Below are 23,147 nucleotides of genomic sequence, written 5' to 3'. Positions count from 1 at the left end.
ACCACCTCCGACCTGGACGATCTCCTGGCCAGGCTCGACCAGCACACCGCCGATCACCCAGAAGAATCCTCCGCCGCCAAGGCCGCGTGATCAACCCCCGAAGGACTTACGACGCAGACCACTAAGCTGACAGACTGTTCATGGTGGGCTACGCCCCCTTCACGACCGACCACGACGACGGAGGCAGCGCGGTGCCGGAAGCCAGGACCCCCGCACAGGAAGCCAGGACCCCCGCACAGATCGAGGCGGACATCGTCCGCCGCCGGGAGCAGCTGGCCGAGACGCTCGACGAGATCGGTGTGCGCGTGCACCCCAAGACGATCGTCGGGGACGCCAAGGCCCGGGTGGTCGGCGTCGTCGACCACACCGCCGGGCGTGCCGTCGTCGCCGCCAACCGTCTGGTGACGGACGTGAAGGACGGCCTGCGGCACGACGACGGGGCGCCGCGCCTCGAACGGATCGTGCCGGTCGCGCTGTTCGCGGTCGGTGTCGTCGGTCTGGTGGTGCTGGCCGTGCGCCGCAAGCGCTGATGGCCCGCCGGCGCACACCGGGCGCACGGGCGGGTAGGTTCGGGGCGTGAGCGACGACACCACCACCCACGACAAGCTGCCCATCCGCATGCTGCACGACCGCGTGCTCGTGCGATCCGACTCCCCCGAGGGCGAGCGGCGCTCGGGCGGCGGCATCCTGATCCCGGCGACGGCCGCGGTGGGCAAGCGGCTCGCCTGGGCCGAGGTCGTCGCGGTCGGACAGAACGTGCGCGGCGTGGAGCCCGGCGACCGGGTGTTGTACGACCCCGAGGACCGGGCCGAGGTCGAGGTGCGCGGGGCGACGTACGTGCTGATGCGCGAGCGGGACCTGCACGCGGTGGCCGCGGAGCGGCTCGCGGGGTCCGAGGACTCCACCGGGCTGTACCTGTAGGAGCGCCGGCAAGCGGGGCGAAGGGCTGGTGGCCGAGGTCACCGGCCCTTTTCGTCGTCCTTTGCTACGGTGGGAAGGAACCCCGACGAGACGCGCCGTACCGGGTGGCCTTGGCTGTACGACAAGACGACGCACCCCGTTCGCTCTCGTTCCGGAGGTGCCTGTCATGGCCTGGGTTCTGCTCATCGTCGCCGGTCTGCTCGAAGTCGGCTGGTCGATCGGCATGAAGTTCACCGAGGGATTCACCCGGCTCTGGCCCAGCGTGTTCACCGGCGCCGGGATCGTCGCCAGCATGGTGCTGCTGTCCTACGCCGCCAAGACCCTGCCGATCGGCACGGCCTACGGCGTCTGGGTGGGCATCGGCGCGGCCGGCGCGGCGGTGCTGGGCATGGCGGTGCTGGGTGAGCCCGTCACCGCCGCCCGGATCTTCTTCATCTGCCTGCTGCTGGTCGCCGTCGTGGGCCTCAAGGCGACCTCCGGTCACTGACCGGGTGCCGCCCCGTCGTGCGCGCCGCGCCGGCGCGCGTCACTCCAGGGAGTCCGCCGGGGGACGGCGGCCCCGGAGGGGCCCGCCGGGGCTCTGGCCCGGGCTCTGGTCGCCCTGGCTGTCGCCCCCGGCGCTCTGGCCGCCCTGGGTCTGGCCACCGCCGGTGTCGCCCCCGGTGGTCTGGCCCGCGGTGTTCTGGCCGCCGTTGGTCTGGCCGCCCTGGGTGTCGCCCCCGGTGCTCTGCCCGCCGTTGGTGTCGCCGCCCGTGTTCCGGCCGCCGTTGGTCTGCCCCTGGTCGCGGCCCTGGCCCTCGTTCTGCCCCTGTCCCTGCGTCCGTCCCTGGTCCCGGCCGTCGGTCGGCCGGGCGGGCCGGCTCGGCGGTACGGGTGCCACGGGGGTCCGGCTGCCCGGCCGCTGCGGCCGGCTCGGCTCGACGGGCGGCTCCGGGGGTTGCGCCGCGCCCTCCTGGAGTTCGAGGTCGAAGTCGACGGGGTCCGTGGTCTCCAGGGCCGTCTTGGTGTACGCCGCCCAGATGCGCGCCGGGTACCCGCCGCCGCCGATGCGGTTCTCGCCGAGCGCCCCGTACAGGGACTCCAGCCTGCCCGTGTCGGGGTCCTGGCCCATCATCGACACCACCGTGACCAGGTCCGGGGTGTACGCGGCGAACCAGGCGGCCCGGTCCAGTTCGGCGGTGCCGGTCTTGCCGGCGGCCGGCCGGCCGGCGGCGAGCGCGGCCGTGCCGGTGCCGTTGTCCACCACGCTGACCAGCATCGAGGTGGTGGTGTCCGCCGATTCGCGGCTGACGGCCTGCTGCGGGGCGCGGTCGGGGAGGCGGACGGTTTCGTCGCCCTTGCTGATCTTCTCCAGGAAGGTGTACGGGGTGCGGCGGCCGTGGTCGGCGAGCGTCGCGTAGGCCTGGGTCATGTCGAGGACGCTGGCCTGGATGGTGCCGAGCGCCATCGCCGGGCCGGGATCCCAGTTCGGGGTGTTCGCGGGGATGCCCAGGGCGGCGGCGGTCTTCTTGACCTTGTCGGTTCCGACGTCGACGACCATCTGGGCGAAGACGGTGTTGACGGAGAGGTCGGTGGCGGTGTTCACGGTGATCTCCCCGTACGACAACTGGCCCTCGTTCTCGGGCGCGTAGACCAGCCGGGTGCCGACGACCCGGCGCTTGTTGTCGCCGTTGTAGAGGGTGTTCGGGGTGATGAGACGGCCGTCCTGGGTGCGGGAGTCGTTCTCGACGGCGGCGGCGAACACGAACGGCTTGAAGGTCGAGGCCACCTGGTAGTCGTGCCGGGTCGCGTTGTTCACGTACTGCCGGGTGTAGTCGATGCCGCCGTACATGGCGACGACCTTGCCGGTGGCGGGGTCGATGGAGACCCCGCCGGCCCGCACGACGCGGTCGGCCTCGCGCTTCTTCGGGTCGAGTTTGGACACCAGCTCGGTGTCGACGGCGGCGACGAAGGCGTTCTGGCGGCGCTTGTCGATGGTCGTGGCGATCCGGTAGCCCCCCTCGGCGAGGGTCTTGTCGTCGAGGATCCCGCGATCGACGATGTAGTCCTTGACGGCCTCGACGAGGTAGCCGCGCTGTCCGGAGAGCCCTGCCGCCGGGCGGAGTCGGCCCGGTTCGGGGAACCGGGCCGCCGCCCGTTCGGCCGGGGTCATCCACTTCTTCTTCACCATGCCGTCGAGGACGTAGTTCCAGCGGGCGACGGCGCGGTCGCGGCTCTGCGGGTGGGCGACGACGTCGAAGGCGCTGGGGGAGTTGAGGAGGGTGGCGAGGTAGGCGCCCTCGGCGGTGCCGAGCGTGCCGACGTCCTTGCCGTAGTAGGCCTGGGCGGCGGCCTGGATGCCGTAGGCGTTGCGGCCGAAGTAACTGGAGTTCAGATAGCCCTCCAGGATGTAGTCCTTCGACTTCTCGCGGCCGAGTTTGATCGCGATGAAGAACTCCTTGGCCTTCCGCTTCACCGTCTGTTCCTGACCCAGGTAGTAGTTCTTGACGTACTGCTGGGTGATGGTCGAGCCGGACTGCCTGCCCTTGCCGGTGAGCGTGTTCCAGGCGGCGCGGAGCATCGCCTTGGGGTCCACCGCCCGTTCGGAGTGGAAGTCCCGGTCCTCGGCGGCCAGTACGGCCTCCTGGACGGTGAGCGGGACCTGGGAGAGCGGGACGTTGACCCGGTCGACCTCGCCGTCACGGGCGAGCGGTGAACCGTCGGCGTAGAGGTAGACGTTGGACTGGGCGGTGGCGGCGGCGTTGGCGGGCGGGATGTCGACCAGCAGGTAGCCGGCGACCAGGGCGCCGCCGATCAGCAGGGCGATCAGCAGGACGCCGCCCAGCAGCATGCGCCAGGTGGGGAGGATCCGGCGCCAACCGGTCCGCCGGCGCCCGGCCTTGCCGGGCTTCGGGCCGGTGGTCCCGGCGGTGTGCGCGCCGCCGCTCTCGTCCCGGGGCGTGCCCCCGGGCCCACGTCCGCCGGTCGGGGTCGGTTGCGGTTCGTCGGGGGAGTCCGGGTCGCGAGGAGTCCAGCCCGGGGGTGGTGACTGGTCGCTCATCTCCTGGGCTCCTCGCGGCCGTCGTGCCAAATATCCACATCTGTCCCTCATGGTGTCTACCTGATGGCCACTGATTCCGCGCCGGACGGGCATAAAACGGTCGCGTGGATCGCCCCTCCGCACTAAGCTCGCGCGCTTTGGCCGACACAGGAACGACGTGGGAAACGGAGGGATACGGTGCGTCAGAGAGCTGCTCTCTACACGGCCGTCGCGGCCGGCGGATTCCGGCGCTACGCCACCTACGGGACGGCGACCGCCGCCGGTGTGTTCACCAACACCGTGTTCGGTTTCATCGTCGCGTACACGTACATGGCGCTCTGGGACGAGCGCCCCGGCCTCGGCGGGTACGACCAGGCCGAGGCCCTCACCTTCGTCTGGGTCAGCCAGTCGCTGCTGGCGGCCGGCGCGCTCATCGGGGGCGGGTTCCAGGAGGAGATCCAGGAGCGGGTCCGCACGGGGGACATCGCCGTGGACCTGTACCGCCCGGCGGACCTCCAGATGTGGTGGCTCGCCTCCGACCTGGGCCGGGCCGCCTTCCAACTGCTGGGGCGCGGGGTCCTGCCGATCGTGGCCGGCGCACTCGCGTTCCGGCTGGCGCTGCCCACCGACCCGTTGCGCTGGGCACTCTTCCTGGTGTCCGTGACGCTCGGACTGGTGGTCGGCTTCGGGGTGCGCTACCTGCTCGGGCTGGCCGCCTTCTGGCTGATGGACGGGGCCGGGATCAACCTGATGGCGACCGTCGTGTCGATCTTCTGCTCGGGGATGCTGCTGCCGCTGACCGTCTTCCCCGGCGCCTTCGGGGAGCTCGTCCGCGCCCTGCCCTGGGCGGCGATGCTCCAGGTGCCGATGGACGTGTTGATGGGCAAGCACTCCGGGGCCGGGGACGCTGCAGAGGCCCTGGGGTTCCAGGCGTTCTGGGCGGTCGTCCTGTTGGGGCTGGGGCGGCTCGTCCAGTCGGCGGCGACGCGCAAGGTGGTGGTCCAGGGTGGCTGAGGTGACGCTGGAGCGCCCGCCGGTCGGGCTGCCGGACCTCCCGCGACGCGGTCGGGTGCGCGAGGGGCTGCGGGGCTACGGGCTGATCGCGGCGATGTGGATCCGCTCGACGATGACGTACCGGACCTCGTTCCTGCTGTCCACCTTCGGGAACGCGGCGATCACCCTGCTCGACTTCGTGACGATCTTCATCATGTTCTCGCACGTGGACGAGCTGGGCGGCTTCACGCTGCCCGAGATCGCCCTGCTCTACGGGTCCTGCTCGGCCTCGCTGGGCCTGGCCGACCTGCTGCTGGGCAACACCGACCGGATCGGCGTCCGGATCCGGGACGGCTCGCTCGACACGATGCTGGTGCGGCCGGTGCCGGTGCTCGCGCAGGTGGCGGCGGACCGGTTCGCGTTGCGGCGGGTGGGTCGGATCGTGCAGGGGCTGGGGGTGCTGACCTGGGCGCTCTGGACCCTGGGCCCCCAGGTGGCGTGGACGCCCGGGAAGGTGCTGCTGGTGCCGGTGATGATCACGGCCGGGGCGGCGATCTTCGGGGCCGTGATGGTGGCCGGGGCGGCGTTCCAGTTCGTCGCGGGCGACGCGGCGGAGGTGCAGAACTCCTTCACGTACGGCGGCTGCACGATGCTCCAGTACCCGCCGACCGTCTTCGCGAAGGACCTGCTGCGCGGGGTGACCTTCATCGTGCCGCTGGCCTTCGTCAACTGGCTGCCCGCACTGCACGTGCTGGGGCGGCCCGATCCGCTGGGCCTGCCGGGATGGGTGGCCTACCTGAGCCCCCTGGTGGCCTTCGTGGTGTTCCTGCCCGCGTCGCTGGCGTGGCGCGCGGGAGTTCGTTCGTACCGCAGCACGGGGAGTTGAGGCAGGGATGGCAACGGACACGTTGATCTCGCTGGACGGGGTCGAGAAGGTCTTCGACGTACGGCGCCGCGTGAGCCTGATGCGCCGGGAGAAACGCCAGGTCAGGGCGGTGGACGGGATCAGCTTCGAGGTCGCGCGGGGCGAGGTGGTCGGCTACATCGGGCCGAACGGCGCCGGGAAGTCCACCACGATCAAGATGCTGACGGGGATCCTCACGCCGAGCGCCGGCCGGCTCCGCGTGGCCGGCATCGACCCGGCCCGGGAGCGGATGCGGCTCGCACACCGGATCGGCGTGGTGTTCGGGCAGCGCACCACGCTCTGGTGGGACCTGCCGCTGAAGGACTCCTACGGGCTGATGCGGCGGATGTACCGGATCCCGGCGGCGCGGTTCAAGGAGAACCTGGAACGCTGCGTGGACCGGTTGGACCTGGCCGAGCTGCTCGACGTACCGGTGCGCCAGCTGTCGTTGGGGCAGCGGATGCGCGGGGACATCGCGGCGGCGCTGCTGCACGATCCGGACGTGCTGTACCTGGACGAGCCGACGATCGGGCTCGACGTGGTGAGCAAGGCCAAGGTGCGCGGGTTCCTGCGGCAGCTGAACGAGGAACTGGGCACGACCATCCTGCTGACCACGCACGACCTCCAGGACATCGAACAGCTCTGCGAACGGGTGATGGTCATCGACCACGGGCGGTTGATGTACGACGGCCCGCTGGGCGGGTTGCACACGTCGGTGGCCGGCGGGGCGGGCGAGCGGACGCTGGTGGTGGACCTGGAGCGGGAGGTCCCGCCGATCGAGGTGGTCGGGGCGCGGGTGGTGCGGGTGGACGGGCCCCGGCAGTGGCTGGCGTTCCCCGCGCAGGCGTCGGCGGCGCCGCTCGTGGCGGCGGTGGCGGCGCAGTACCCGCTGGTGGACCTGTCGGTGCGCGAGCCCGACATCGAGGACGTGATCGCACGGATGTACGCGGGACGGGGGTGAACTCGGGGTAAAGCCCGGGTGGGGCGGGCCCCTCGGGCCATACAACTCGCCGGGATCACTGCATAGGCTGGGCCACATGAGTGACGATCGGTCGGAGAGGCCGTTGCCGGAACTGAGGGCGTCCGATGCCGACCGGGACCGGGTGGTGGAGCGTCTGCGGGACGCTGTCGCCGAGGGCCGGCTGGACATGGAGGAGTTCGAGGAGAGGCTGGAGGCGGCGTACACGTCCCGTACCTACGGCGAGTTGGAACCCCTGACGCGCGACCTTCCCGCCGTGCCGGGAGCCGTGGCCCCCCTGGCGACCGGGCAGCCCGCGCCCGCGGGCTCCGGTGTCGCGTGGCCCGCGCGGATCGGCGGCTCGGGCACCTCCGCCACGGCCGTCGCCGTGATGTCGGGGTTCCAGCGCAAGGGGCACTGGACGGTGCCCGCCCACTTCAACGCGGTGGCGTTCTGGGGCGGCGGCGAGCTGGACCTGCGGGAGGCGAACTTCGCCCAGCGCGAGGTGGTGATCACCTGCGTCGCCGTCATGGGCGGGATCCAGATCATCGTGCCGCCGGGCGTGGAGGTGGACGTTCGGGGCATCGGGGTGATGGGCGCCTTCGATCAGCGCCCGAGCTCCGAGCGGGCGGAACCGGGGGCTCCGCGGGTGGTCGTGAACGGCTTCGCCTTCTGGGGCGGGGTCGAGGTCAAGGTCAAGCCGCCGAAGACGCCCAAGCAGGCGCGCGGCGGGCGGCCCCGCAAGGAGCTCTAGGCCGTCCCTGTCTCCGGTCGGGGGCGTTCACCCGGATCGCCGACGGTCCTCCCTCGGGGGGATCGGTACGGCGCGCCGGGAACTCCTCGGACCTCCCGGGAGTCGGATGCTATGCAGACAAAACCGGCCACCGGGGGAAGGCAGGAGCACGTGGAAGACGTGGACAACCGCGAAAGGGCGCGGGCCGGGGTCGCGGCCCCGGCCGCACCACCCGCCCGGGGCGGGTTCGTGTTCAACGCAGCGGACGAGGAGCGGCAGCGCGGCGTACGCCGCATGAAGGCCACCGCCACCGGCCTGCTGATCCTGGTGGCACTGGTCTACGTGCTCGCCACATGGGCGGAGCACAGGGGCGCGGGCGCCTGGGCCGGGTACGTGGCGGCGGCGGCCGAGGCGGGCATGGTCGGTGCGCTCGCCGACTGGTTCGCGGTCACCGCGCTGTTCCGGCGGCCGCTGGGCCTGCCCATCCCGCACACCGCGATCATCCCGACGAAGAAGGACCAGCTCGGCGTCTCCCTCGGGGAGTTCGTCGGCGAGAACTTCCTCTCCGCGGAAGTGGTGCGGGCCCGCCTCGGCGCGCTCGGGATCGGCGGCCGGCTCGGATCCTGGTTGGCGGAGCCCGCCCACGCCGACCGGGTCACGGCGGAGTTGGCCACCGCGCTGCGCGGGGCGCTGACCGTGCTGCGCGACGCCGACGTCCAGGCCGTCGTCGGCGAGGCGATCACCAGACGGGCCGAGAGCGCCGAGATCGCGCCCGGCATCGGCAAGATGCTGGAGCGGGTCGTCGCGGACGGCGGGCACCACCGCGGCGTCGACCTGATCTGCGTCAAGGCGCACGACTGGCTCGTACTGCACGGGGACTCGGTCATGGACGCGGTACAGGGCGGTGCCCCCGGCTGGACCCCCCGGTTCGTCGACCGCAAGATCGGCGACCGGGTGTACAAGGAACTGCTGCGCTTCGTCACCGAGATCCGGGACATGCCCGAGCACCCGGCACGGGGCGCCGTGGACCGGTTCCTGAAGGACTTCGCGGTCGACCTGCAGTCGGACACCGACACCCGGGCGCGGGTCGAGCGGCTCAAGAACGACGTCCTGTCCCGGGGCGAGGTGCAGGACGTGATCGCCTCGGCCTGGACCGCGATCCGGTCGATGATCCTCTCGGCGGCCGAGGACGAGCAGAGCGAACTGCGCCTGCGGGTGCGGTCCTCGCTGATGTCCCTGGGCGCACGCCTGGCCACGGACGGCCGGCTCCAGGCCAAGCTGGAGGGCTGGATCGAGGGCGTGCTGGTGTACGTGGTCACCACCTACCGGACGGAGGTCACCTCGTTGATCACCGACACGGTGGCGGGATGGGACGCGGAGCACACCTCGCGGAAGATCGAGGCGCACATCGGCCGCGACCTCCAGTTCATCCGGATCAACGGCACGGTCGTGGGCGCGCTGGCGGGGCTGCTCATCTACTCGGCGTCCAAGGCCTTCGGGGCGTAGACCGTCCCTCGCGGGCCTTGCCGGAGCCCGAGCCGGGGCCGGGGCCGGGGCCGGGGCCGGAGTCGGGGTCGGGGCGAGGGCACGCGCCCCGGCGGGGCCCCGCGGGGCGGCTCAGTCCCGGTCGGCCACGACCCAGGCGGCGGCCGCGACCACGCCCGCCGCACCGAAGACGGCCGGCCAGGCGCCGACCTTCTTGGCGAGGGGGTGGGAGCCCGCGAAACCGGCCACGTACAGCGCCCCGAGTCCGGCCGCGGCGGGCGCGCCGGCCCGGCGGTGCCAGCCACGACCGGCGGCGATCCCCGCGGCGCCGAGGACGACCCCGCCCAGGGGGCGCTTCCCGGTCCACCGGGCCACGGCGTAGCCGCCCACCAGCCCGGCCGCCGCCACCAACGAGGTCGGTACCCGCTCCATGTGTCCCACTCCCTCTGCGCGTTCTGCCGTAGTCGACCCGCACGGTCCGGCGGTCCGGCAGACCGGGGAGCCATGCGTACGGTTGTCCGACGAGGCTAACGCGAGCGCCTGGCCATCCGACGGGCGCCCAGCGCCCCGCACACCATCGCGATCCCGCCGATCACCGAGTCCGGTACCGCGGCCTGCACCGAAGGCGGCAGCAACGCCACGCACCCGAGCACGAGGAGGAAGGCCAGGGCGCATCCGCCGGCCGCTCGCATCAGTCTGTCCACGGCTGGACAACGCGCCGTCCGGTTTCCCGACACGGAGACCGGGGAGGGGATTTGTCGCACACTCTCCTGATCCGCGTGATGCCCGTCCCGGCAACCCGAAGCGCATAAATTCGCTCTCCCAAGACAAACGGGAGATTCCCCACCACGGCCCCCGGGCCCCCGTGCCTGCGGGGACCCGCCACCCCACCGCCCCACCCTCGACATCAGGAGCCCGGACATCGTGATCTGCTACGGACAGGCCGTCCTCGACCTCGCGGACGAACTGGTCGACGCCTACGCCGACGTCTTCTCCGCCCCGCCGTGGAACGAGGATGAAGAAACCATTCGCCTGTTCGCGGCCCGCCTCCCGGCCGACGCCCGGCGCCGTGGTTTCCGTACCGCCCTCGCCCAGTCCGCGACCGGCATCGACGGCTTCGCCACCGGCTGGCTCACCCCGAACACCTTCCCCAAGAACCGCGCGTACGCCCAGGTCGCCGCGCAGCTCGGACCGGCCCGGGTCAAGGAACTCCTCACCGGCGCGCTGGAGATAGACGAACTCGCCGTACGCCCCCACGCGCGCGGTCGCGGCACCGGCCGCGACCTGCTCACCGAGATCACCGCCGACGCCCCCGACCGGCGCGCCTGGCTGCTGACCTCCCGGCTCGCCCACGACACCGTGGCGACGTACCGGCGCCTGGGCTGGCACGAGGTCACCGCGCTCCCCGGCACCGAGACCGGCGTCGTCGTCTTCCTGGCCCCGGACCACCCGAACCGCTGATCCCGGCCCGGCCCGGGGGCAGGCCGCACCGCCACCGGGCAGGCCCGCGCCATGACCACCACGAAGCGGACCCACCCGACCCCACCGAGCCGCGCGACCCCACCGAGCCGTTCGAGCCGCGCGACCCCACCGAGCCGCGCGACCGATGGCACCGGCGCGTCCCGGCCCACCCGGTACCGGTACGACCTGGCCACCCGCCGGCAGCTCCTCGCCGCCGGCGTCCCCGCCGGGACGATCACCTCCCGGAGCCGGCCGGGCGGGCCCTGGCAGCGGCTGCTGCCCCGCGTCCACCTGCTCCAGACCGGCCCCCCGGGCCGACGGCAACGCGCCCTCGCCGCCGTGATGTACGCCGCCCTCGCCCTGCTCGGTGTCCGCGACGCCCCGGACACCCCCGCCGACGTCCTGATCCGCGGCCCGCGCCACGGACCCCGACCTCATCCGCTCCGTCCTGGCCCAGGTCGTCCAGGCCGGCTGGTGCCACCCGCAGGACCTGCACGCCGAACTCCGCTCCGCCCGCCTGCCGGCCCGCCCGGCGGTCCGGGCGGCCGCGTCGGAACTCCTGGTGGGCGTCCGCTCGGTCGCCGAGGCACGGGCCCGCGAGGCCCTGGCCGCCGCCGACCTCCCCACCCCCCTGTGGAACGCACGCCTCCACACCCCCGAAGGCGCCTTCCTGGAGATCGACTCGGTCGAGTACCACTTCACCCGCGATGCCTGGCACGCCACCCTCCGGCGCCGACTGCGCCTGGAGGCCCGCGGCGTCCTGGTGGTCAGCGCGACCCCGTCGATGGTGCGCGGCACCCCGGCGGAGGTCCTGGCGGCCCTGCGCGTCCTGCTCGCGCTCGGCGGCGGACCCCGCCCCAAGCGACCGACGGTCGTGGCCCGGGGCCACGTCCAGTTGGAGCTGCCCGTGGCACCACAATGAAGGGGTGGAAGCCCTGGAGAGCACTCCCGACGTCCGCGCTCGCATGAGCCGGCAGAAGAGCAAGGACACCAAGATCGAGGTGGCCCTGCGGAAGACCCTGCACGCCTCGGGGCTGCGGTTCCGCGTCCACGGCCGCCCCGTGAAGGGGGTGCGCAGGGAGGCCGACATCCTCTTCGGTCCGGCGCGGGTCGCGGTCTTCGTCGACGGCTGCTTCTGGCACGGCTGCCCGGAGCATGCGACCTGGCCCCGGCGCAACGCGGAGTTCTGGCGGGCGAAGATCGAGGGCAACCGGGCCCGGGACCGGGACACCGACGCCCGGCTCGCGGAGGCGGGCTGGCTGGCCGTCCGGGTGTGGGAACACGAGCCGCCGGCCGAGTCGGCGGTCCGGGTCGCCGAGGTGGTGGCGCGCCGGAGGGCGGAACGCGCCGCCCGCTCCGCCGCTCGTACCGCCGCCCGCGCCGCGGTCGTCCGTACGGCCGTCGGCGATGCCCGGAACGCTGCCGGTGAGGGACCTGCCGCCGGCGGGGTCCCTGCCGAGGACGGCGGGTCGCCGGCCGGGTGACCTCAGGTCACATGTGACGGGCGAGGAAGGTGTGGATGGCTCCGGCCAGCGCCGTGCCGAGGCCGACGGGCACGGCGTTGCCGATCTGACGGGCGATCTGGATCTTCGTCCCGTACCACTTGAAGTCCTCGGGGAAGCCCTGGATGAGGGCGGCCTCGTAGTGGGTGATGGGCCGGTCCGCGGTGGGGTGGAGGTACCGGCCCTTCTCGGGCTTGTAGAACTCGGTGCGGATGGTGACCGACGGGGTGTGCGCCCGCAGGCGCCCCATCACGTCCCCGGAACCCGAGTTGTGGTTGTCCCAGCTCTCCGTGGAGAGGTAGAACTCGGGCCCCTTGAGGCGCTTGTAGTCCGGCCCCTCGGTGGACAGACGGATGTTCCCCGACCGGTCGACGCGGTAGTGCACGCCCCGGAGGTCCTTGCGGTTGCCGTTCTCGGGGATCGCCTTGTACCTCGCGCGCGAGAGGTCTTCCGGGCTGCGGCCGAAGTGCAGGTCCGTGGTGAGGTGGTGGCCCTGTACACCGTCCACGAGGGCCGGTTCGCCGCCGCGCGGATCCGGCATCCGGTCGAGGAGGGGCCGCTTCGCCGACCGCTCGAAGACCGTGGAGACCGGCTCCCAGCGCGGAAGCGTGGGCCGGGTGTCGAACAGGGGCGCCTGACGCTTCGAGCCGGAGCCGGAGCCGGAGCCGGAGCCGGAGCCGGTGGTCGTGTCGGCCCCGTCGGTGTCGACCTCGCCCGTGTGGCCGTGCTTCGCGTGCGTCGGTTCGGGGTGCGTGAGCACCTCTCCGAGGTCCTTGCGCGTGCAGATGACGATCACGCGCCGGCGGGCCTGGGGCACCCCGTAGTCGGCGGCGTTCAACAGCGCGGGCATCACGGTGTAGTCGTAGAGCGGGTGGCCCGGGGTCTGCGAGGCCGTCCGCAGGTCCTCGAACTGCGGGGACTTCAGGAACCGGTCGACGTTCTCGATCACGAAGACCTTGGGGTGGACCCGGGCCACGACCCGGACGTACTCCTGCCACAACTCGTTGCGGGGGTCGTCCGGGTTCTGCTTGCCCAGTCCGGAGAAGCCCTGGCAGGGCGGGCCCCCCATGATCACGTCGACCTCGCCCTTGAACGGGGTGGGGTCGAAGCCCGCGATGTCGCCCGGGTAGACGTGCGCCCCGCCGAAGTTGGCCGCGTACGTGGACGCGGCCGCGGGGTCGAACTCGACGGCCGCCACCGAGGTGAAGGGGTTCACGCCCGAACGAGGGGTGTAATGGGAGAAACCAGCAGAAAAGCCGCCCGCCCCGGCGAAGAGGTCCATGACCCGGATCTGGCCAGGCCGGGACGGCTGGGGCTGCTTTCTGGTCATGGGGGGCAAGTGTAGTCGCGGGGCATCGCCTCGAAGGCCCGTCGGGCGAGCCCCGCCCGGGGGCCTATTCGCCGTGGCACTCCGCGTACGGCTTGCCCGAGGCGCACCAGCAGGAGTCCGCCGGCGACGGGGGCCACGGGGTGGCCTTGCCGCGGGCGGCGAGGGTGGTCGCGAACTCCACGAGCAGGCTCGGGGAGGCCGGGGAGGTCTTCTCCGAGGCCGCGAAGGCCTCGAACGCGGGCACGCTCGCGGTGACGATCCCGAGATTGGTGGTTCCCGAGGCGGCCAGGGCGCGCAGGGAGGTCTCGACGTCCCGCAGGTGGGCCTCGTGCGAGGGGTACTCGGCGGAGAGGGTCGGGTAGCTGGTCAGGAGTTCGGCCAGTTCACGCTGCGGCCAGTGCAGGATGGCCACCGGGAAGGGGCGGGACAGGGCGGCCCGCCGGTCGCCCAGCTCGGCGCGCAGGCGGGCGATCTCGGCGCGGAGCTCCGCCGGGTCGTCGGAGCCCAGGGCCCAGATGCGCTTCGGGTCGTGGAGCTCGTCCAGCGGGATCGGCCCGATGTGGCGGGTGTCGGCGACCATGTCCCAGTCGTCGTGAGGAAGCCCGAGGAGACGGCGGACCCGGTGCCGGCCGGTGATGAGGGCGGTGGTGGCCCGGGTCAGGGGGGTGCTGTCCGGAATGAGGAGGTTCGCGGCTTCGGTGAAGCACTCCTCCGAGGCGGTCAACTCGTCGTGGGCCTCCAGGGCTTCGGCGATGACCTCCCAGGGGGCCGGATCGACCGGAGCGGCGGCACGGATGCCCTGGATGAGGGCGCGAGCCTCGGCCTCGTGACCGTACTCCCACAGGTTCGCGGCCTGGAGGGCCTTCACGAGGTGCGGGTTGGCCGGTTCGCCGGCGAGGAGTTGGTCGTAGAGCGTGCTCGCCCGGTCGCGTGCGTCGGCCAGTTCGAGGTGGGCCGCGGCCTGGAGGAGCAAGGGCTCCTGGTCCTCGGGGTAGCGGGTCGCCGTGCGGATGAGGCGCTCGGCTTCGGCGATGTGCTCGGCAGGCGTGTCGGGGCGCATGGTTCACACCGTACTGGCCATGGTCAGTTGACGGGGGAGGACTTAGGGTGCCGCCCGTGCGGGATCACATACCTGTGGTGGTGCAGGGGAGCGGCCGGCGGGCGCGCCGGGCCGGTCTCGCGGGGGCGCTGTGGGCGGCCGCCGAGCTGATCGTCACGGCCGGCGTGGTGGTGTTGTTGCTGGTGGTGCACCAGGTGTGGTGGACGAACCGGCAGGCCCTGGCCGCCGCGCGGGACGAGGTCCACGCCCTGGAGCGGTCCTGGGCCGAGGAACCGGCCGTGCGTCCGACCCCCGCCCCCGACCCGCCCCCGGGCGAGGGGGCGACGCCGGCCCCCGAGGACGCCCCGGAATCCGCGCCGCAGTCGCGGGACGAGCCCGGGTCGGGCGTGGAAGGGAGTCCGGGCACCGGTCCGGGCCCCGGTTCCGGCGGGTCCGCCGCGGCCGGCCGCGGAGTCGAGCCGCCGGCGCGCGACGGTTCGTACGCGATCCTGCGCATCCCGCGCCTGGGCGTCGTGGTGCCCGTGGCGCAGGGGATCGACAAGCGGGCCGTCCTGGACAAGGGGTACGCCGGGCACTACCCCGGTACGGCCGCGCCCGGCGCGCGGGGAAACTTCGCGCTGGCCGGGCACCGCAACACCCACGGGGAACCCTTCCGGTACATCAACCGGCTGCGCGCCGGGGACGAGCTGATCGTCGACGTGCGGGGCGAGCGGTACACGTACGTCGTGGGGAAGGCCCTCGGGCAGACCACCGAGCGGGACACCGGGGTGATCGCGCCCGTGCCCCGCAGTGTGGTCCGACCCGATCAGGGCTACACCGAGCCGGGCGCCTACATCACGTTGACGACCTGCACGCCCGAGTACACGTCCCGGTACCGGCTGGTGGTGTGGGGGACCCTGAGGCGCTGAGCGGGCGAGCGGTGCGCCCCCCGTGCCGGTTCTCGCTCCGGTGCCTTCGGGGACGATCCGGTGCCTTCGGGCCGCTCCGGTGCCGGTGGAGATCCGGCGGTCGGCGGCCGGGACCGTTGTCGGTGCGGGCGGTTATCATCGGGGCGAGCAGCAGGTCTCGTACGCGAGTTCGTGAGAGGAGGCGGTCCCATGACCGGACGACCCGTCGGTCGTTCCACCGGTCGCTTCGGCGCGCGCCTCTCCGCCCTGCTGTCTTCCGTGGTGTTCTCCCGGGGATCGCAGCTGGTGATGACCCTGCTGCTGCTCGGCGGGTTCCTCGGGCTGCTGCTCGGGGAGAACGGCCTGGCCGCCGCGGTGGTCGCACTCGCCGCCGCCGTCGCCGTGGGCGCCGCGGCCCTGGCCGCCAGCCTCGTGCGGCCCGTGCCGCCCCACCGCATACGCACCGCCATCCGCGATCGCGAGCACCGTACGGCGTTCCTGCCGCAGCGCGATCCCGACGCCTCCGGCCGGTCGCGGCCCAGGGCACCCGGCCGCCTCGTCCCGACGGCCGCGTAGGGGCGCGCAGATCGCCTTGTCCCACCACTGATCACTGCTGTGCCCCTCGCGGGTCGTCACGCCGAAATGCACCTCTTTCGACGTTCGACGAGACCCCTCGGAGGGCCCGCGTGTCCGTTTTCACTCATCTTGTTGCCCAGCTGGGCCGGCTTCTGGAGCCGGTACTGGCCGAGTCCGCGACCGCCGCCGCGATCGTGCTGTTCACCGTGCTCGTACGGCTCGCCCTGCACCCGCTCGGTCGGGCCGCCTTCCGGGGCGCGACCCCGATGGCCGGGTGCCTGCCGATGCTGCTGCAACTGCCGGTGTTCTTCGTGATGTACCAGGCCTTCTCCTCGGCGAAGGTGAGCGGGGCGGCCAACGAACTGCTGGGCCACCGGCTGTTCGCCGCGCCGCTCGGGGACCGGTGGACCGACGCCCTCGGCGAGGGCGGTGTGTTCGGGGCGCCGGGGCTGGTGTTCCTCGGGCTGTTCGCGGCGATCGCGGTGGTGGCCGCCTGGAGCGCGGTACGCGGACGGCGCGCCGCCGCGGCCGCGCCGCCGGCCCCGGTCGCCCTGCCCGTCGGCGCGGCCAAGGGGGCCGCGGCGAAGCGGGTCGCCGCGAAGGGCGCCGCGACGAAGGGTGCCGCGGCGAAGTCCGGTGCCCGGGGGAGTGCGGCGGCCGCCGCGAACGGACTCCCGCAGGTCACGGCCGAGCAGCAGGCGATGATGCGCAAGCTGGGCGGCGTACTGCCCCTGCTGTCCTTCGGGACGTTGATCACCGCCGCCGTGGTGCCGCTGGCCGCCGGGCTGTACCTGCTGACCACCACCGCGTGGACCGTCGCCGAACGCGCCTGGCTCCAGCACCGCAAGGAGCGGCAGGGCGACGGAGCGCAGCGTTCCAGTCTGTGAACAGGGTCTTGCGGATCGGTCATCCATCTTGGAGGATCAACCAATCCTCCGATGGCCGCAACCCATCGGCCGGCCCGTGCACGCCCATGGGCCGACCACTCACGACCACGGGAGAATGCCCATGAAGCTGCTGCGTGTCGGACCGGTCGGGTCGGAGCGCCCCGCGCTGCTCGACCAGGACGGAACCCTGCGGGACCTGTCCGGCCTGATCACGGATGTGGACGGCGCCCTGCTCGCCGACGACTCCGTGCTGTCGCGGGTACGGGAAGCGGCGGCGTCCGGGGAACTGCCGGTGCTCGACGCCGAAGGGCTGCGCGTCGGGTCGCCGATCGGCCGCATCGGCAAGATCGTGGGCATCGGCCTGAACTACTTCGCCCACGCGGCCGAGGTCGGCGCGGAACCCCCGGCCGAGCCGATCCTGTTCCTCAAGGCCGCGGACACCGTGGTCGGCCCGGACGACACGGTGCTGATCCCGCGCGGCAGCGTGAAGACCGACTGGGAGGCGGAACTCGGCGTCGTCATCGGCGCCACCGCCCGCTACCTGGACTCCGCCGAGGAGGGCCTGGCCCACGTCGCCGGGTACACGCTGGTGAACGACGTCTCCGAGCGCGAGTTCCAGATCGAGCGCGGCGGCACCTGGGACAAGGGCAAGAACTGCGAGACCTTCACCCCGCTCGGCCCCTGGCTGGTGACGGCCGACGAGGTCGCCGACCCGCAGCGGTTGGACGTGCGGCTGTGGGTCAACGGCGTCCTGCGGCAGGACGGCAACACGGCCGACCAGATCTTCCCGGTCGGCGAGGTCGTGCGGTACCTGAGCCGCTTCATGACGCTGTACCCGGGCGACGTCATCGTCACCGGCACGCCGGCCGGCGTGGCCATGGGGCAGCCGGAACCGAAGCCGTACCTGCGGGCGGGCGACGTCGTGGAGCTGGAGATCGAGGGCCTCGGCCGGCAGCGCCAGGAGTTCAAGGGCGCGTAGGCCGCTCTTCGGAAGGGCCCGGCCGACCGGTCGGGGGCACGGGGGGAGGGGCAGGTCGCCGGTCGGGCGGCCCGCCCCTTCGCCGTCACCGGCCCGTCACTGTTCCAGGGACACCGTCACGCCCTCGTCCGACGACCGGCGGGCCGCCTCCAGGACGGCCAGGCAGTCGGCCGCCTCCCGGGCGGTGACGGGGGCGGGGCCGCCCGTGCGCAGGGCCGCCTCGACCGCCGCGTAGTAGGCCGGGTAGTCGCCGTGCTCCGTCGGCACCGGGATGCCGCTGCCGGTCAGCGGGGACTCGCCGGAGCCCAGCCGGCCCCACAGGTGCGGTTCCTCCTCACCCCACAGCACGCCCTCGGCCGTGCTCGGCCGCAGGCCCTCGCGCAGCGCGGCCTCCTGCGGGTCGAGGCCGTACTTCACGTAGCCCGCGCGGGAGCCGAGGACCCGGAACCGGGGCCCCAACTGCGCGGTGGTGGCGCTGACGTACAGGTGGGAGCGGACCCCGCCCGCGTGGGTGATCGCGATGAACGTGTCGTCGTCCGCCTCCGCGCCCGGGCGGCGCACGTCGGCCTCCGCGTAGACGCGCACGGCCGGACCGAACAGCACCAGCGCCTGGTCGACCACGTGGCTGCCCAGGTCGTACAGCAGGCCGCCGAGCTCCTCGGGCCTGCCGGACTCCCGCCAGCCGCCCTTGAGCTGCGGGCGCCACCGCTCGAACCGGGACTCGAAGCGCTGGACCTCGCCGAGTTCCCCGCCCGCGATGAGCCGGCGCACGGTGAGGAAGTCGTTGTCCCAGCGGCGGTTCTGGAAGACGGACAGGAAGGTGCCGGTCCTGTCGGAGAGGGCGGCGAGTTCGCGGGCCTCGGCCGCGGTCGCGGCGAGCGGCTTGTCCACGACCACCGGGACGCCGGCGGTGAGGGCGGCCGTGGCGAGCGGGACGTGCGTCTTGTTGGGGGCGGCGATCACGACCAGGTCGACGGGCGGGGCGCCATCGCCGCCGGACCAGAGCGCGTCGGGGGACTCCGCGATCCGGATGCCCGGGTGGGCCTCGCGGGCCTGGGCCTGACGGTCCGGGTCGGAGGTGACGACCGTGTCGAGGACGAGTCCCTCGGTGGCGGACACCAGCGGAGCATGGAAAACGGAACCGGCGAGTCCGTAGCCGATGAGCCCGACGCGGAGCGGGGAGGTGGCGTTCATGGGCATACTTTGGCAACAGTGTTGCCTAAGTGCAAGGAGAGTCGGCAGGGTGAACCGGGGCAATCGGCCCAATGAGGGCAACGAGGGAAGCCGGGGCGGCGCCAACCTGCCGGCATTGCGCGGCCACAACGAGGCGCTGCTGCTGGACCTGTTGCGCGGGACCGGACCGGCCGGACTCGGACGCACCGAACTCGCCGCCCGCACCGGCCTCACCCCCCAGGCCGTCAGCAAGATCACGGTGCGGCTGGTCGCGGACGGCCTGGTCGCGGAGGCCGGGCGCGGCGCGTCGACCGGCGGCAAGCCGCGGACCCTGCTGCGGCTGGTCCCCGAGGCCCGGCACGCCATCGGGGTGCACCTGGACCGCGACGAGCTGCGCGCCGTACGGGTCGACCTCGCGGGCGGCGTCGTCGAGCGTTTCCGCGGCCCCGTCGACTTCGGGGCCGGGCCCGGGGCGGCGGTGGCGGAGACGGCGCGCGTGATCGGTCGCCTCTCCGGTGACGCGGGGGCAGCGCCGCTGCTCGGCGTGGGGGTCGCCGCCCCGGGTCCGCTCGACTGGCGCACCGGGGTGTTCGGCCCGGTGACGGGGTTCCCCGCATGGGAGGGGTTCGCGCTGCGGGCGGCCCTGGCGCAGCGGCTGGGGCCGGACCTGCCGGTGGTCGTGGACAAGGACACCAACGCCGGGGTGGCGGTGGCCGGCGCCGACCCGGGCGGCGCCGTGTATCTGCACGTCGGGACCGGTCTGGGCGCGGGACTGCGGCTGGCCGGCGAGGTGTACCGGGGGGCGCGATCGGCGGCCGGCGAGTTCGGCCACCAGGTGCTTGAACTGGACGGGCCGCGCTGCCGGTGCGGGGGTCGCGGGTGCGTGGAGGCGCTCTGCCTGGGCGCGGTGGACCGGGGCGACCTCGTCGAGGCGGCGCGGATCCTGGGCGAGGGCGCCGCGAACGTGGTGGCGCTGCTGGACGTGGAGCGGGTCCTGCTGGGCGGGCGGGTGGTGGAGGCCGCGCCGGAGGTGTTCCTGGCGGGGGTGCGGGCCGCGCTGGCCGGGCGGAAGGCGATCCCCGCGCCGGTCGTCGCGGTGGCGGCGGGCGGTGTCGCGGAGGGCGCGGCGGAGCTGGTGCTGGGGGCGTTCTTCGGGCGGGGCCTGGGCCGGTAGGCGCCGTCGGGAGTGCCGGCGCGATGGTCGGCCGGGGGCCGCCCGGGGGTCGCCCGGGGCGAGGGTTGACCTCGTGGGCTGATCGGGGGTAAACCGGGACGGACCGGGCGCGGCGGTCGGCTCGGGGTCTCGCGCGCGTGGAAAGGTGCGAGCAGGGCCGGGGTGATTGTCGCCTGGTCCGATCATCGTCCCCGTCCGGCGAGCTGCGAAGGTCTTCCATGCGAATGCGCAAAGCCCTTGTCCTCCCCGCCGTGGCTCCCGCCCTGCTCCCGTCCGTCATCCCGGCCGTACGCCCCGCCGTGCTCTCGACCTGCCTCGGGGTCGCCCTCCTCGTCGCCCTCGCACCCGGCGCCGCCGCCGACGTCGGCACCGGAGGCGGAGCGCGCCCCGCGCCCGCGCTGCCCTCCCGGGTGGAGGCCACCTGCGGGGACGGAAAGAGCACCGCCTTCCCCATCGGGGCCCGGATCCGCGGCGGTCCGGCCGTCTACCGGACCGGCGGCGGCGCGCAGTCCTGGTACCTGGACCTGACCAACACCACCGGCGACCGGTGCACCGCCATCCACCCCGTGATCGTCTTCACCGACAAGGCGCGGGCCCTGCGCCCCGCCGATCTCCGGATGGAGTTCGACGCCCCCGGCGGCCCCCACCCCGTCACCCTGGAGCACACCGACCGCGACGAGATCATCGCCGTCTTCGATGGCGGGGACGCCTTCTCCGGGTTCTCCGTCGGCGCCGGGGGATCCCTCACCGTCAAGGTGCAGCTGGCCTTCGCGCCCGACGCCCCGCTCGGCGAGGTGGTCGCCGACGCGGCCCTCGTCCAGCGCAAGGCCGACGACGGGGACTGGGTCGGCGAGGCCGGCGGGTACCGGTTCTTCGTCGAGGGGGACGAGGACTCCGCCGAGGGAGGCGCCCTCGCGCACACCGGCCCGGGGGAGTGGGTGTACGCCACCGGATCCGCGGTCGCCCTCGCCACCGGCGGCGGCCTCCTGCTCGGGGCCCGCCGGCTGCGCGCGCGGGCCGCGCGCCGATCGCCGTACACCTGGCCCACGTAGAGTCCCAGGGTGGAAGAACGCACCCGGTACCAGCCGCACCGCCCCGGCCTGCCCGTGCGCTCGGGGATCCCCGAGCACGGTCGCATCCCCAAGTACTACGCGGTCAAGGCCCGCATCTCCGTGCTCGTCGAGGAGCTGGGGGAGGGCGGGACACTGCCCACCGAACGTGATCTCGCCGAGCGGTACGAGGTGTCGCGGGAGACGGTGCGCCAGGCCCTGCGCGAGCTGCTGCTGGAGGGGCGCCTGCGCCGCTCGGGACGCGGCACCGTCGTCGCCGGACCGAAGCTGGAACAGCCGCTCTCGCTCGCGAGCTACACCGAGGGCGTGCGCCGTCAGGGCCGCCGCCCCGGCCGCACCCTGATCGGCCTGGAGCAGTTCCCCTGCCCGGCCGAACTCGGCCGCGGCATCGGCGCCGAGGCCGGCGAGCCGATCTGGCACCTGGAGCGCGTGCTCCTCGCGGACGACGAGCGGGTGGGACTGGAGAGCACGTACATCCGGGTCGCCCGGGCACCCCGGTTGGACAGCGATTTCAAGCCGGACTCCTCCTTCTACGGCTACCTCAACGACAGCCTCGGCATCGCGTTCGGCGACGCCGACGAAAAGCTGGAGACGGTGCTCGCGACGCCGCGCGAAGCCCTGCTGATCGGCACTCCGCCCGCCCTTCCGATGCTGCTCATCCACCGGTTCTCGCGCGATCAGGGGGGCGCCCCCCTGGAGCGTGTGCGTTCGCTCTACCGTGGTGATCGGTTCAGCTTCACGACGAGGCTGCGGCCCGAATAGCGGAGCACCATCCACCAACAACCCTCCTCAAAGGGGCAAAATGTCATCACGGAATGGTAACGGGTCTAGTCCAAGTGTCGGGGGCTGTTCACCGTCGCGCCACCGGCCGGCCCTTCGCGGGACACGGTCCACGCCCACCGTGGACGGCGTGAGAGTCATAGTCGTCGGAGGCGGCGTGGTCGGCACCATGCACGCCTGGCAGGCAGTCGAACGCGGCCACGAGGTCGTCCAGATCGAGCGGGAGGCCGAGGCCCGGGGCGCGTCCCTGCGCAATTTCGGCCAGATCTGGGTCAGCGGACGGGCCGGCGGGGAGGAGCTCGACACCGCCCTGCGGGCCCGCGAGCTCTGGGAGCGCATCGGCGCGGAGGTGCCCGGCCTGGGCTTCCGCGCCATCGGCTCCCTCACCCCCGTACGGGGCGCCCGCGAGTACGCCGTGGCGGAGGCGGCCGCGGCCCGGCCCGACGCCGCCGCCCGCGGCTACGAGCTGGTCACCGCCGCCGCGGCCCGGAAGATCAACCCGGCGCTGCGCGGCGAGTTCGACGCCGCCCTGTGGTGCGAACGGGACGCGGCCGTCGAACCGCGCACCGCTCAGCTGCACCTGCGGGAGGCCCTGAGCGCCACGGGCCGGTACACCTTCCTCCCCGGGCGCGAGGTCCGCGAGGTCGTCGGCCCCGGCGCCGTCCGCGACGACCACGGCGACGTCCACCGCGGCGACGCGGTGATCCTCGCCACCGGAGCCTGGCTGAGCGGCCTGGTCCGCGAGCTGGAACCGGACCTCCCCGTGCGCCGGGTCCGGCTGCAGATGATGCAGACCGCCCCGCTCGGCGAGCCGCTGACCACGTCGGTCGCCGACGCGGACAGCTTCCGCTACTACCCCGCCTACCGCAGCGACGCCCTGGACGCCCTCAACGCCGAGCAGGCGCAGGCGCCCATCGCCGCCGAGCACCGGATGCAGCTCCTGATGGTGCAGCGCCGGGACGGCGGACTGACCATCGGCGACACCCACGAGTACGAGCACCCCTTCGCGTTCGACACCCTCGAAGACCCCTACGAGCACCTCACCGAGGTCGTCGAATCGCTCCTGGGCCGCCCGCTGCCGAAGATCAGGCACCGCTGGGCGGGCGTGTACGCGCAGTGCACCGACACCACCCGCGTCGTCCACCGCAAGCAGGTGAGCGACGGCGTCTGGCTGGTGACCGGACCGGGCGGGCGCGGCATGACCTGCTCGCCCGCCATAGCCGAGACCACCGCGAACGAACTGGGCTGGTAACCA

Annotated in this window: 25 protein-coding genes and 1 riboswitch; of the genes, 19 read left to right on the top strand and 6 right to left on the bottom strand. The window is 73.3% G+C overall.

Features of this window, described 5'->3' with window-relative positions; genetic code table 11:
- Positions 1–140: 140 nt before the first annotated feature.
- From OTB19_RS29720 to OTB19_RS29710, 3 genes are all read left to right on the top strand, one after another.
- Positions 141–530 (top strand): DUF3618 domain-containing protein, encoded by a 390-nt coding sequence (locus tag OTB19_RS29720; RefSeq protein ID WP_267801647.1) that lies wholly within the window; start codon positions 141–143, stop codon positions 528–530.
- Positions 531–618: 88 nt separating this feature from the next.
- The gene (locus OTB19_RS29715) at positions 619–921 is read left to right on the top strand and encodes a GroES family chaperonin (RefSeq protein WP_267801653.1); all 303 of its coding nucleotides are present in this window, start codon (positions 619–621) and stop codon (positions 919–921) included.
- Between the two features lie 53 nt (positions 922–974).
- Positions 975–1,057: riboswitch (guanidine-III (ykkC-III) riboswitch) on the top strand.
- A gap of 30 nt (positions 1,058–1,087) precedes the next feature.
- A complete protein-coding gene (locus OTB19_RS29710; RefSeq protein ID WP_266947600.1) occupies positions 1,088–1,408 on the top strand; it encodes a DMT family transporter in 321 nt (106 codons plus the stop codon).
- Positions 1,409–1,447: 39 nt separating this feature from the next.
- Here OTB19_RS29710 and OTB19_RS29705 read toward each other — a convergent pair whose 3' ends face one another.
- Positions 1,448–3,961 (bottom strand): transglycosylase domain-containing protein, encoded by a 2,514-nt coding sequence (locus tag OTB19_RS29705; RefSeq protein ID WP_267801644.1) that lies wholly within the window; start codon positions 3,959–3,961, stop codon positions 1,448–1,450.
- Positions 3,962–4,138: 177 nt separating this feature from the next.
- Between OTB19_RS29705 and OTB19_RS29700 the strand changes: the two genes are divergently transcribed.
- From OTB19_RS29700 to OTB19_RS29680, 5 genes are all read left to right on the top strand, one after another.
- Positions 4,139–4,954 carry an ABC transporter permease gene (locus tag OTB19_RS29700; RefSeq protein ID WP_267801643.1) on the top strand — a complete coding sequence of 272 codons (816 nt, stop codon included), beginning with the start codon at positions 4,139–4,141 and terminating at the stop codon, positions 4,952–4,954.
- Positions 4,947–5,819: an ABC transporter permease gene (locus OTB19_RS29695; RefSeq protein WP_420716939.1), complete on the top strand. Its 873-nt coding sequence runs from the start codon at positions 4,947–4,949 to the stop codon at positions 5,817–5,819. The genes OTB19_RS29700 and OTB19_RS29695 overlap by 8 nt, the downstream gene beginning before the upstream one ends.
- Before the next feature lie 7 nt (positions 5,820–5,826).
- A complete protein-coding gene (locus OTB19_RS29690) occupies positions 5,827–6,798 on the top strand; it encodes an ABC transporter ATP-binding protein (protein ID WP_267801642.1) in 972 nt (323 codons plus the stop codon).
- A 76-nt stretch (positions 6,799–6,874) separates the two neighbouring features.
- Complete coding sequence (locus OTB19_RS29685) at positions 6,875–7,549, top strand: DUF1707 SHOCT-like domain-containing protein (protein WP_385645641.1); 675 nt, start codon at positions 6,875–6,877, stop codon at positions 7,547–7,549.
- A gap of 111 nt (positions 7,550–7,660) precedes the next feature.
- Positions 7,661–9,034 (top strand): DUF445 domain-containing protein, encoded by a 1,374-nt coding sequence (locus OTB19_RS29680; RefSeq protein ID WP_420716938.1) that lies wholly within the window; start codon positions 7,661–7,663, stop codon positions 9,032–9,034.
- 111 nt (positions 9,035–9,145) lie between these two features.
- Here the strand turns inward: OTB19_RS29680 and OTB19_RS29675 are convergent, their stop codons facing one another.
- The gene (locus OTB19_RS29675) at positions 9,146–9,445 is read right to left on the bottom strand and encodes a hypothetical protein (RefSeq protein WP_267801641.1); all 300 of its coding nucleotides are present in this window, start codon (positions 9,443–9,445) and stop codon (positions 9,146–9,148) included.
- A 95-nt stretch (positions 9,446–9,540) separates the two neighbouring features.
- Complete coding sequence (locus tag OTB19_RS29670) at positions 9,541–9,717, bottom strand: hypothetical protein (protein WP_267801640.1); 177 nt, start codon at positions 9,715–9,717, stop codon at positions 9,541–9,543.
- Positions 9,718–9,937: 220 nt separating this feature from the next.
- On the opposite strand from OTB19_RS29670, the gene OTB19_RS29665 reads away from it, so the two are divergent.
- The 3 genes from OTB19_RS29665 (at position 9,938) to OTB19_RS29655 (ending at position 11,958) form a co-directional block, all read left to right on the top strand.
- Positions 9,938–10,474, top strand: coding sequence for a GNAT family N-acetyltransferase (locus OTB19_RS29665; protein ID WP_267801639.1), 537 nt, complete (start codon positions 9,938–9,940; stop codon positions 10,472–10,474).
- A 562-nt stretch (positions 10,475–11,036) separates the two neighbouring features.
- Positions 11,037–11,396, top strand: a complete 360-nt coding sequence (locus OTB19_RS29660) for a hypothetical protein (RefSeq protein ID WP_267801638.1) — start codon at positions 11,037–11,039, stop codon at positions 11,394–11,396.
- 4 nt (positions 11,397–11,400) lie between these two features.
- Positions 11,401–11,958: a very short patch repair endonuclease gene (locus OTB19_RS29655; protein WP_267801637.1), complete on the top strand. Its 558-nt coding sequence runs from the start codon at positions 11,401–11,403 to the stop codon at positions 11,956–11,958.
- A gap of 7 nt (positions 11,959–11,965) precedes the next feature.
- Here the strand turns inward: OTB19_RS29655 and OTB19_RS29650 are convergent, their stop codons facing one another.
- Complete coding sequence (locus tag OTB19_RS29650; RefSeq protein WP_267801636.1) at positions 11,966–13,306, bottom strand: DNA cytosine methyltransferase; 1,341 nt, start codon at positions 13,304–13,306, stop codon at positions 11,966–11,968.
- A 64-nt stretch (positions 13,307–13,370) separates the two neighbouring features.
- The gene (locus OTB19_RS29645) at positions 13,371–14,366 is read right to left on the bottom strand and encodes an SEC-C metal-binding domain-containing protein (RefSeq protein WP_267801635.1); all 996 of its coding nucleotides are present in this window, start codon (positions 14,364–14,366) and stop codon (positions 13,371–13,373) included.
- Positions 14,367–14,422: 56 nt separating this feature from the next.
- Here OTB19_RS29645 and OTB19_RS29640 point away from each other — a divergent pair, with 56 nt between their 5' ends.
- The 4 genes from OTB19_RS29640 (at position 14,423) to OTB19_RS29625 (ending at position 17,695) form a co-directional block, all read left to right on the top strand.
- A complete protein-coding gene (locus OTB19_RS29640; RefSeq protein ID WP_267801634.1) occupies positions 14,423–15,274 on the top strand; it encodes a class E sortase in 852 nt (283 codons plus the stop codon).
- 288 nt (positions 15,275–15,562) lie between these two features.
- The gene (locus tag OTB19_RS29635) at positions 15,563–15,829 is read left to right on the top strand and encodes a DUF6412 domain-containing protein (RefSeq protein ID WP_053684295.1); all 267 of its coding nucleotides are present in this window, start codon (positions 15,563–15,565) and stop codon (positions 15,827–15,829) included.
- A gap of 110 nt (positions 15,830–15,939) precedes the next feature.
- Complete coding sequence (locus tag OTB19_RS29630) at positions 15,940–16,716, top strand: YidC/Oxa1 family membrane protein insertase (RefSeq protein ID WP_267801633.1); 777 nt, start codon at positions 15,940–15,942, stop codon at positions 16,714–16,716.
- Between the two features lie 121 nt (positions 16,717–16,837).
- Positions 16,838–17,695, top strand: coding sequence for a fumarylacetoacetate hydrolase family protein (locus OTB19_RS29625; RefSeq protein ID WP_267801632.1), 858 nt, complete (start codon positions 16,838–16,840; stop codon positions 17,693–17,695).
- Positions 17,696–17,791: 96 nt separating this feature from the next.
- Here OTB19_RS29625 and OTB19_RS29620 read toward each other — a convergent pair whose 3' ends face one another.
- Positions 17,792–18,889: a Gfo/Idh/MocA family oxidoreductase gene (locus OTB19_RS29620; protein ID WP_267801631.1), complete on the bottom strand. Its 1,098-nt coding sequence runs from the start codon at positions 18,887–18,889 to the stop codon at positions 17,792–17,794.
- Here OTB19_RS29620 and OTB19_RS29615 point away from each other — a divergent pair.
- The 4 genes from OTB19_RS29615 to OTB19_RS29600 all read left to right on the top strand — a co-directional run bounded on the left by OTB19_RS29615 (position 18,888) and on the right by OTB19_RS29600 (position 23,144).
- Complete coding sequence (locus tag OTB19_RS29615; RefSeq protein ID WP_420716937.1) at positions 18,888–20,042, top strand: ROK family transcriptional regulator; 1,155 nt, start codon at positions 18,888–18,890, stop codon at positions 20,040–20,042. The genes OTB19_RS29620 and OTB19_RS29615 overlap by 2 nt on opposite strands.
- A 224-nt stretch (positions 20,043–20,266) precedes the next feature.
- Entirely contained in the window at positions 20,267–21,094 is an 828-nt protein-coding gene (locus OTB19_RS29610) for a hypothetical protein (protein ID WP_267801628.1), read from the top strand.
- A gap of 9 nt (positions 21,095–21,103) precedes the next feature.
- The gene (locus OTB19_RS29605) at positions 21,104–21,874 is read left to right on the top strand and encodes a GntR family transcriptional regulator (RefSeq protein WP_267801627.1); all 771 of its coding nucleotides are present in this window, start codon (positions 21,104–21,106) and stop codon (positions 21,872–21,874) included.
- A gap of 148 nt (positions 21,875–22,022) precedes the next feature.
- Entirely contained in the window at positions 22,023–23,144 is a 1,122-nt protein-coding gene (locus tag OTB19_RS29600; protein WP_267801625.1) for a TIGR03364 family FAD-dependent oxidoreductase, read from the top strand.
- Positions 23,145–23,147: the final 3 nt, after the last annotated feature.

The sequence above is a fragment of the Streptomyces sp. H27-H5 genome (assembly GCF_026627505.1).
In the GTDB taxonomy this organism is placed as follows: Bacteria; Actinomycetota; Actinomycetes; order Streptomycetales; family Streptomycetaceae; genus Streptomyces.
Note: the sequence above shows the minus strand (reverse complement) of the source record. Positions and strands in the feature narration are given on the sequence as shown.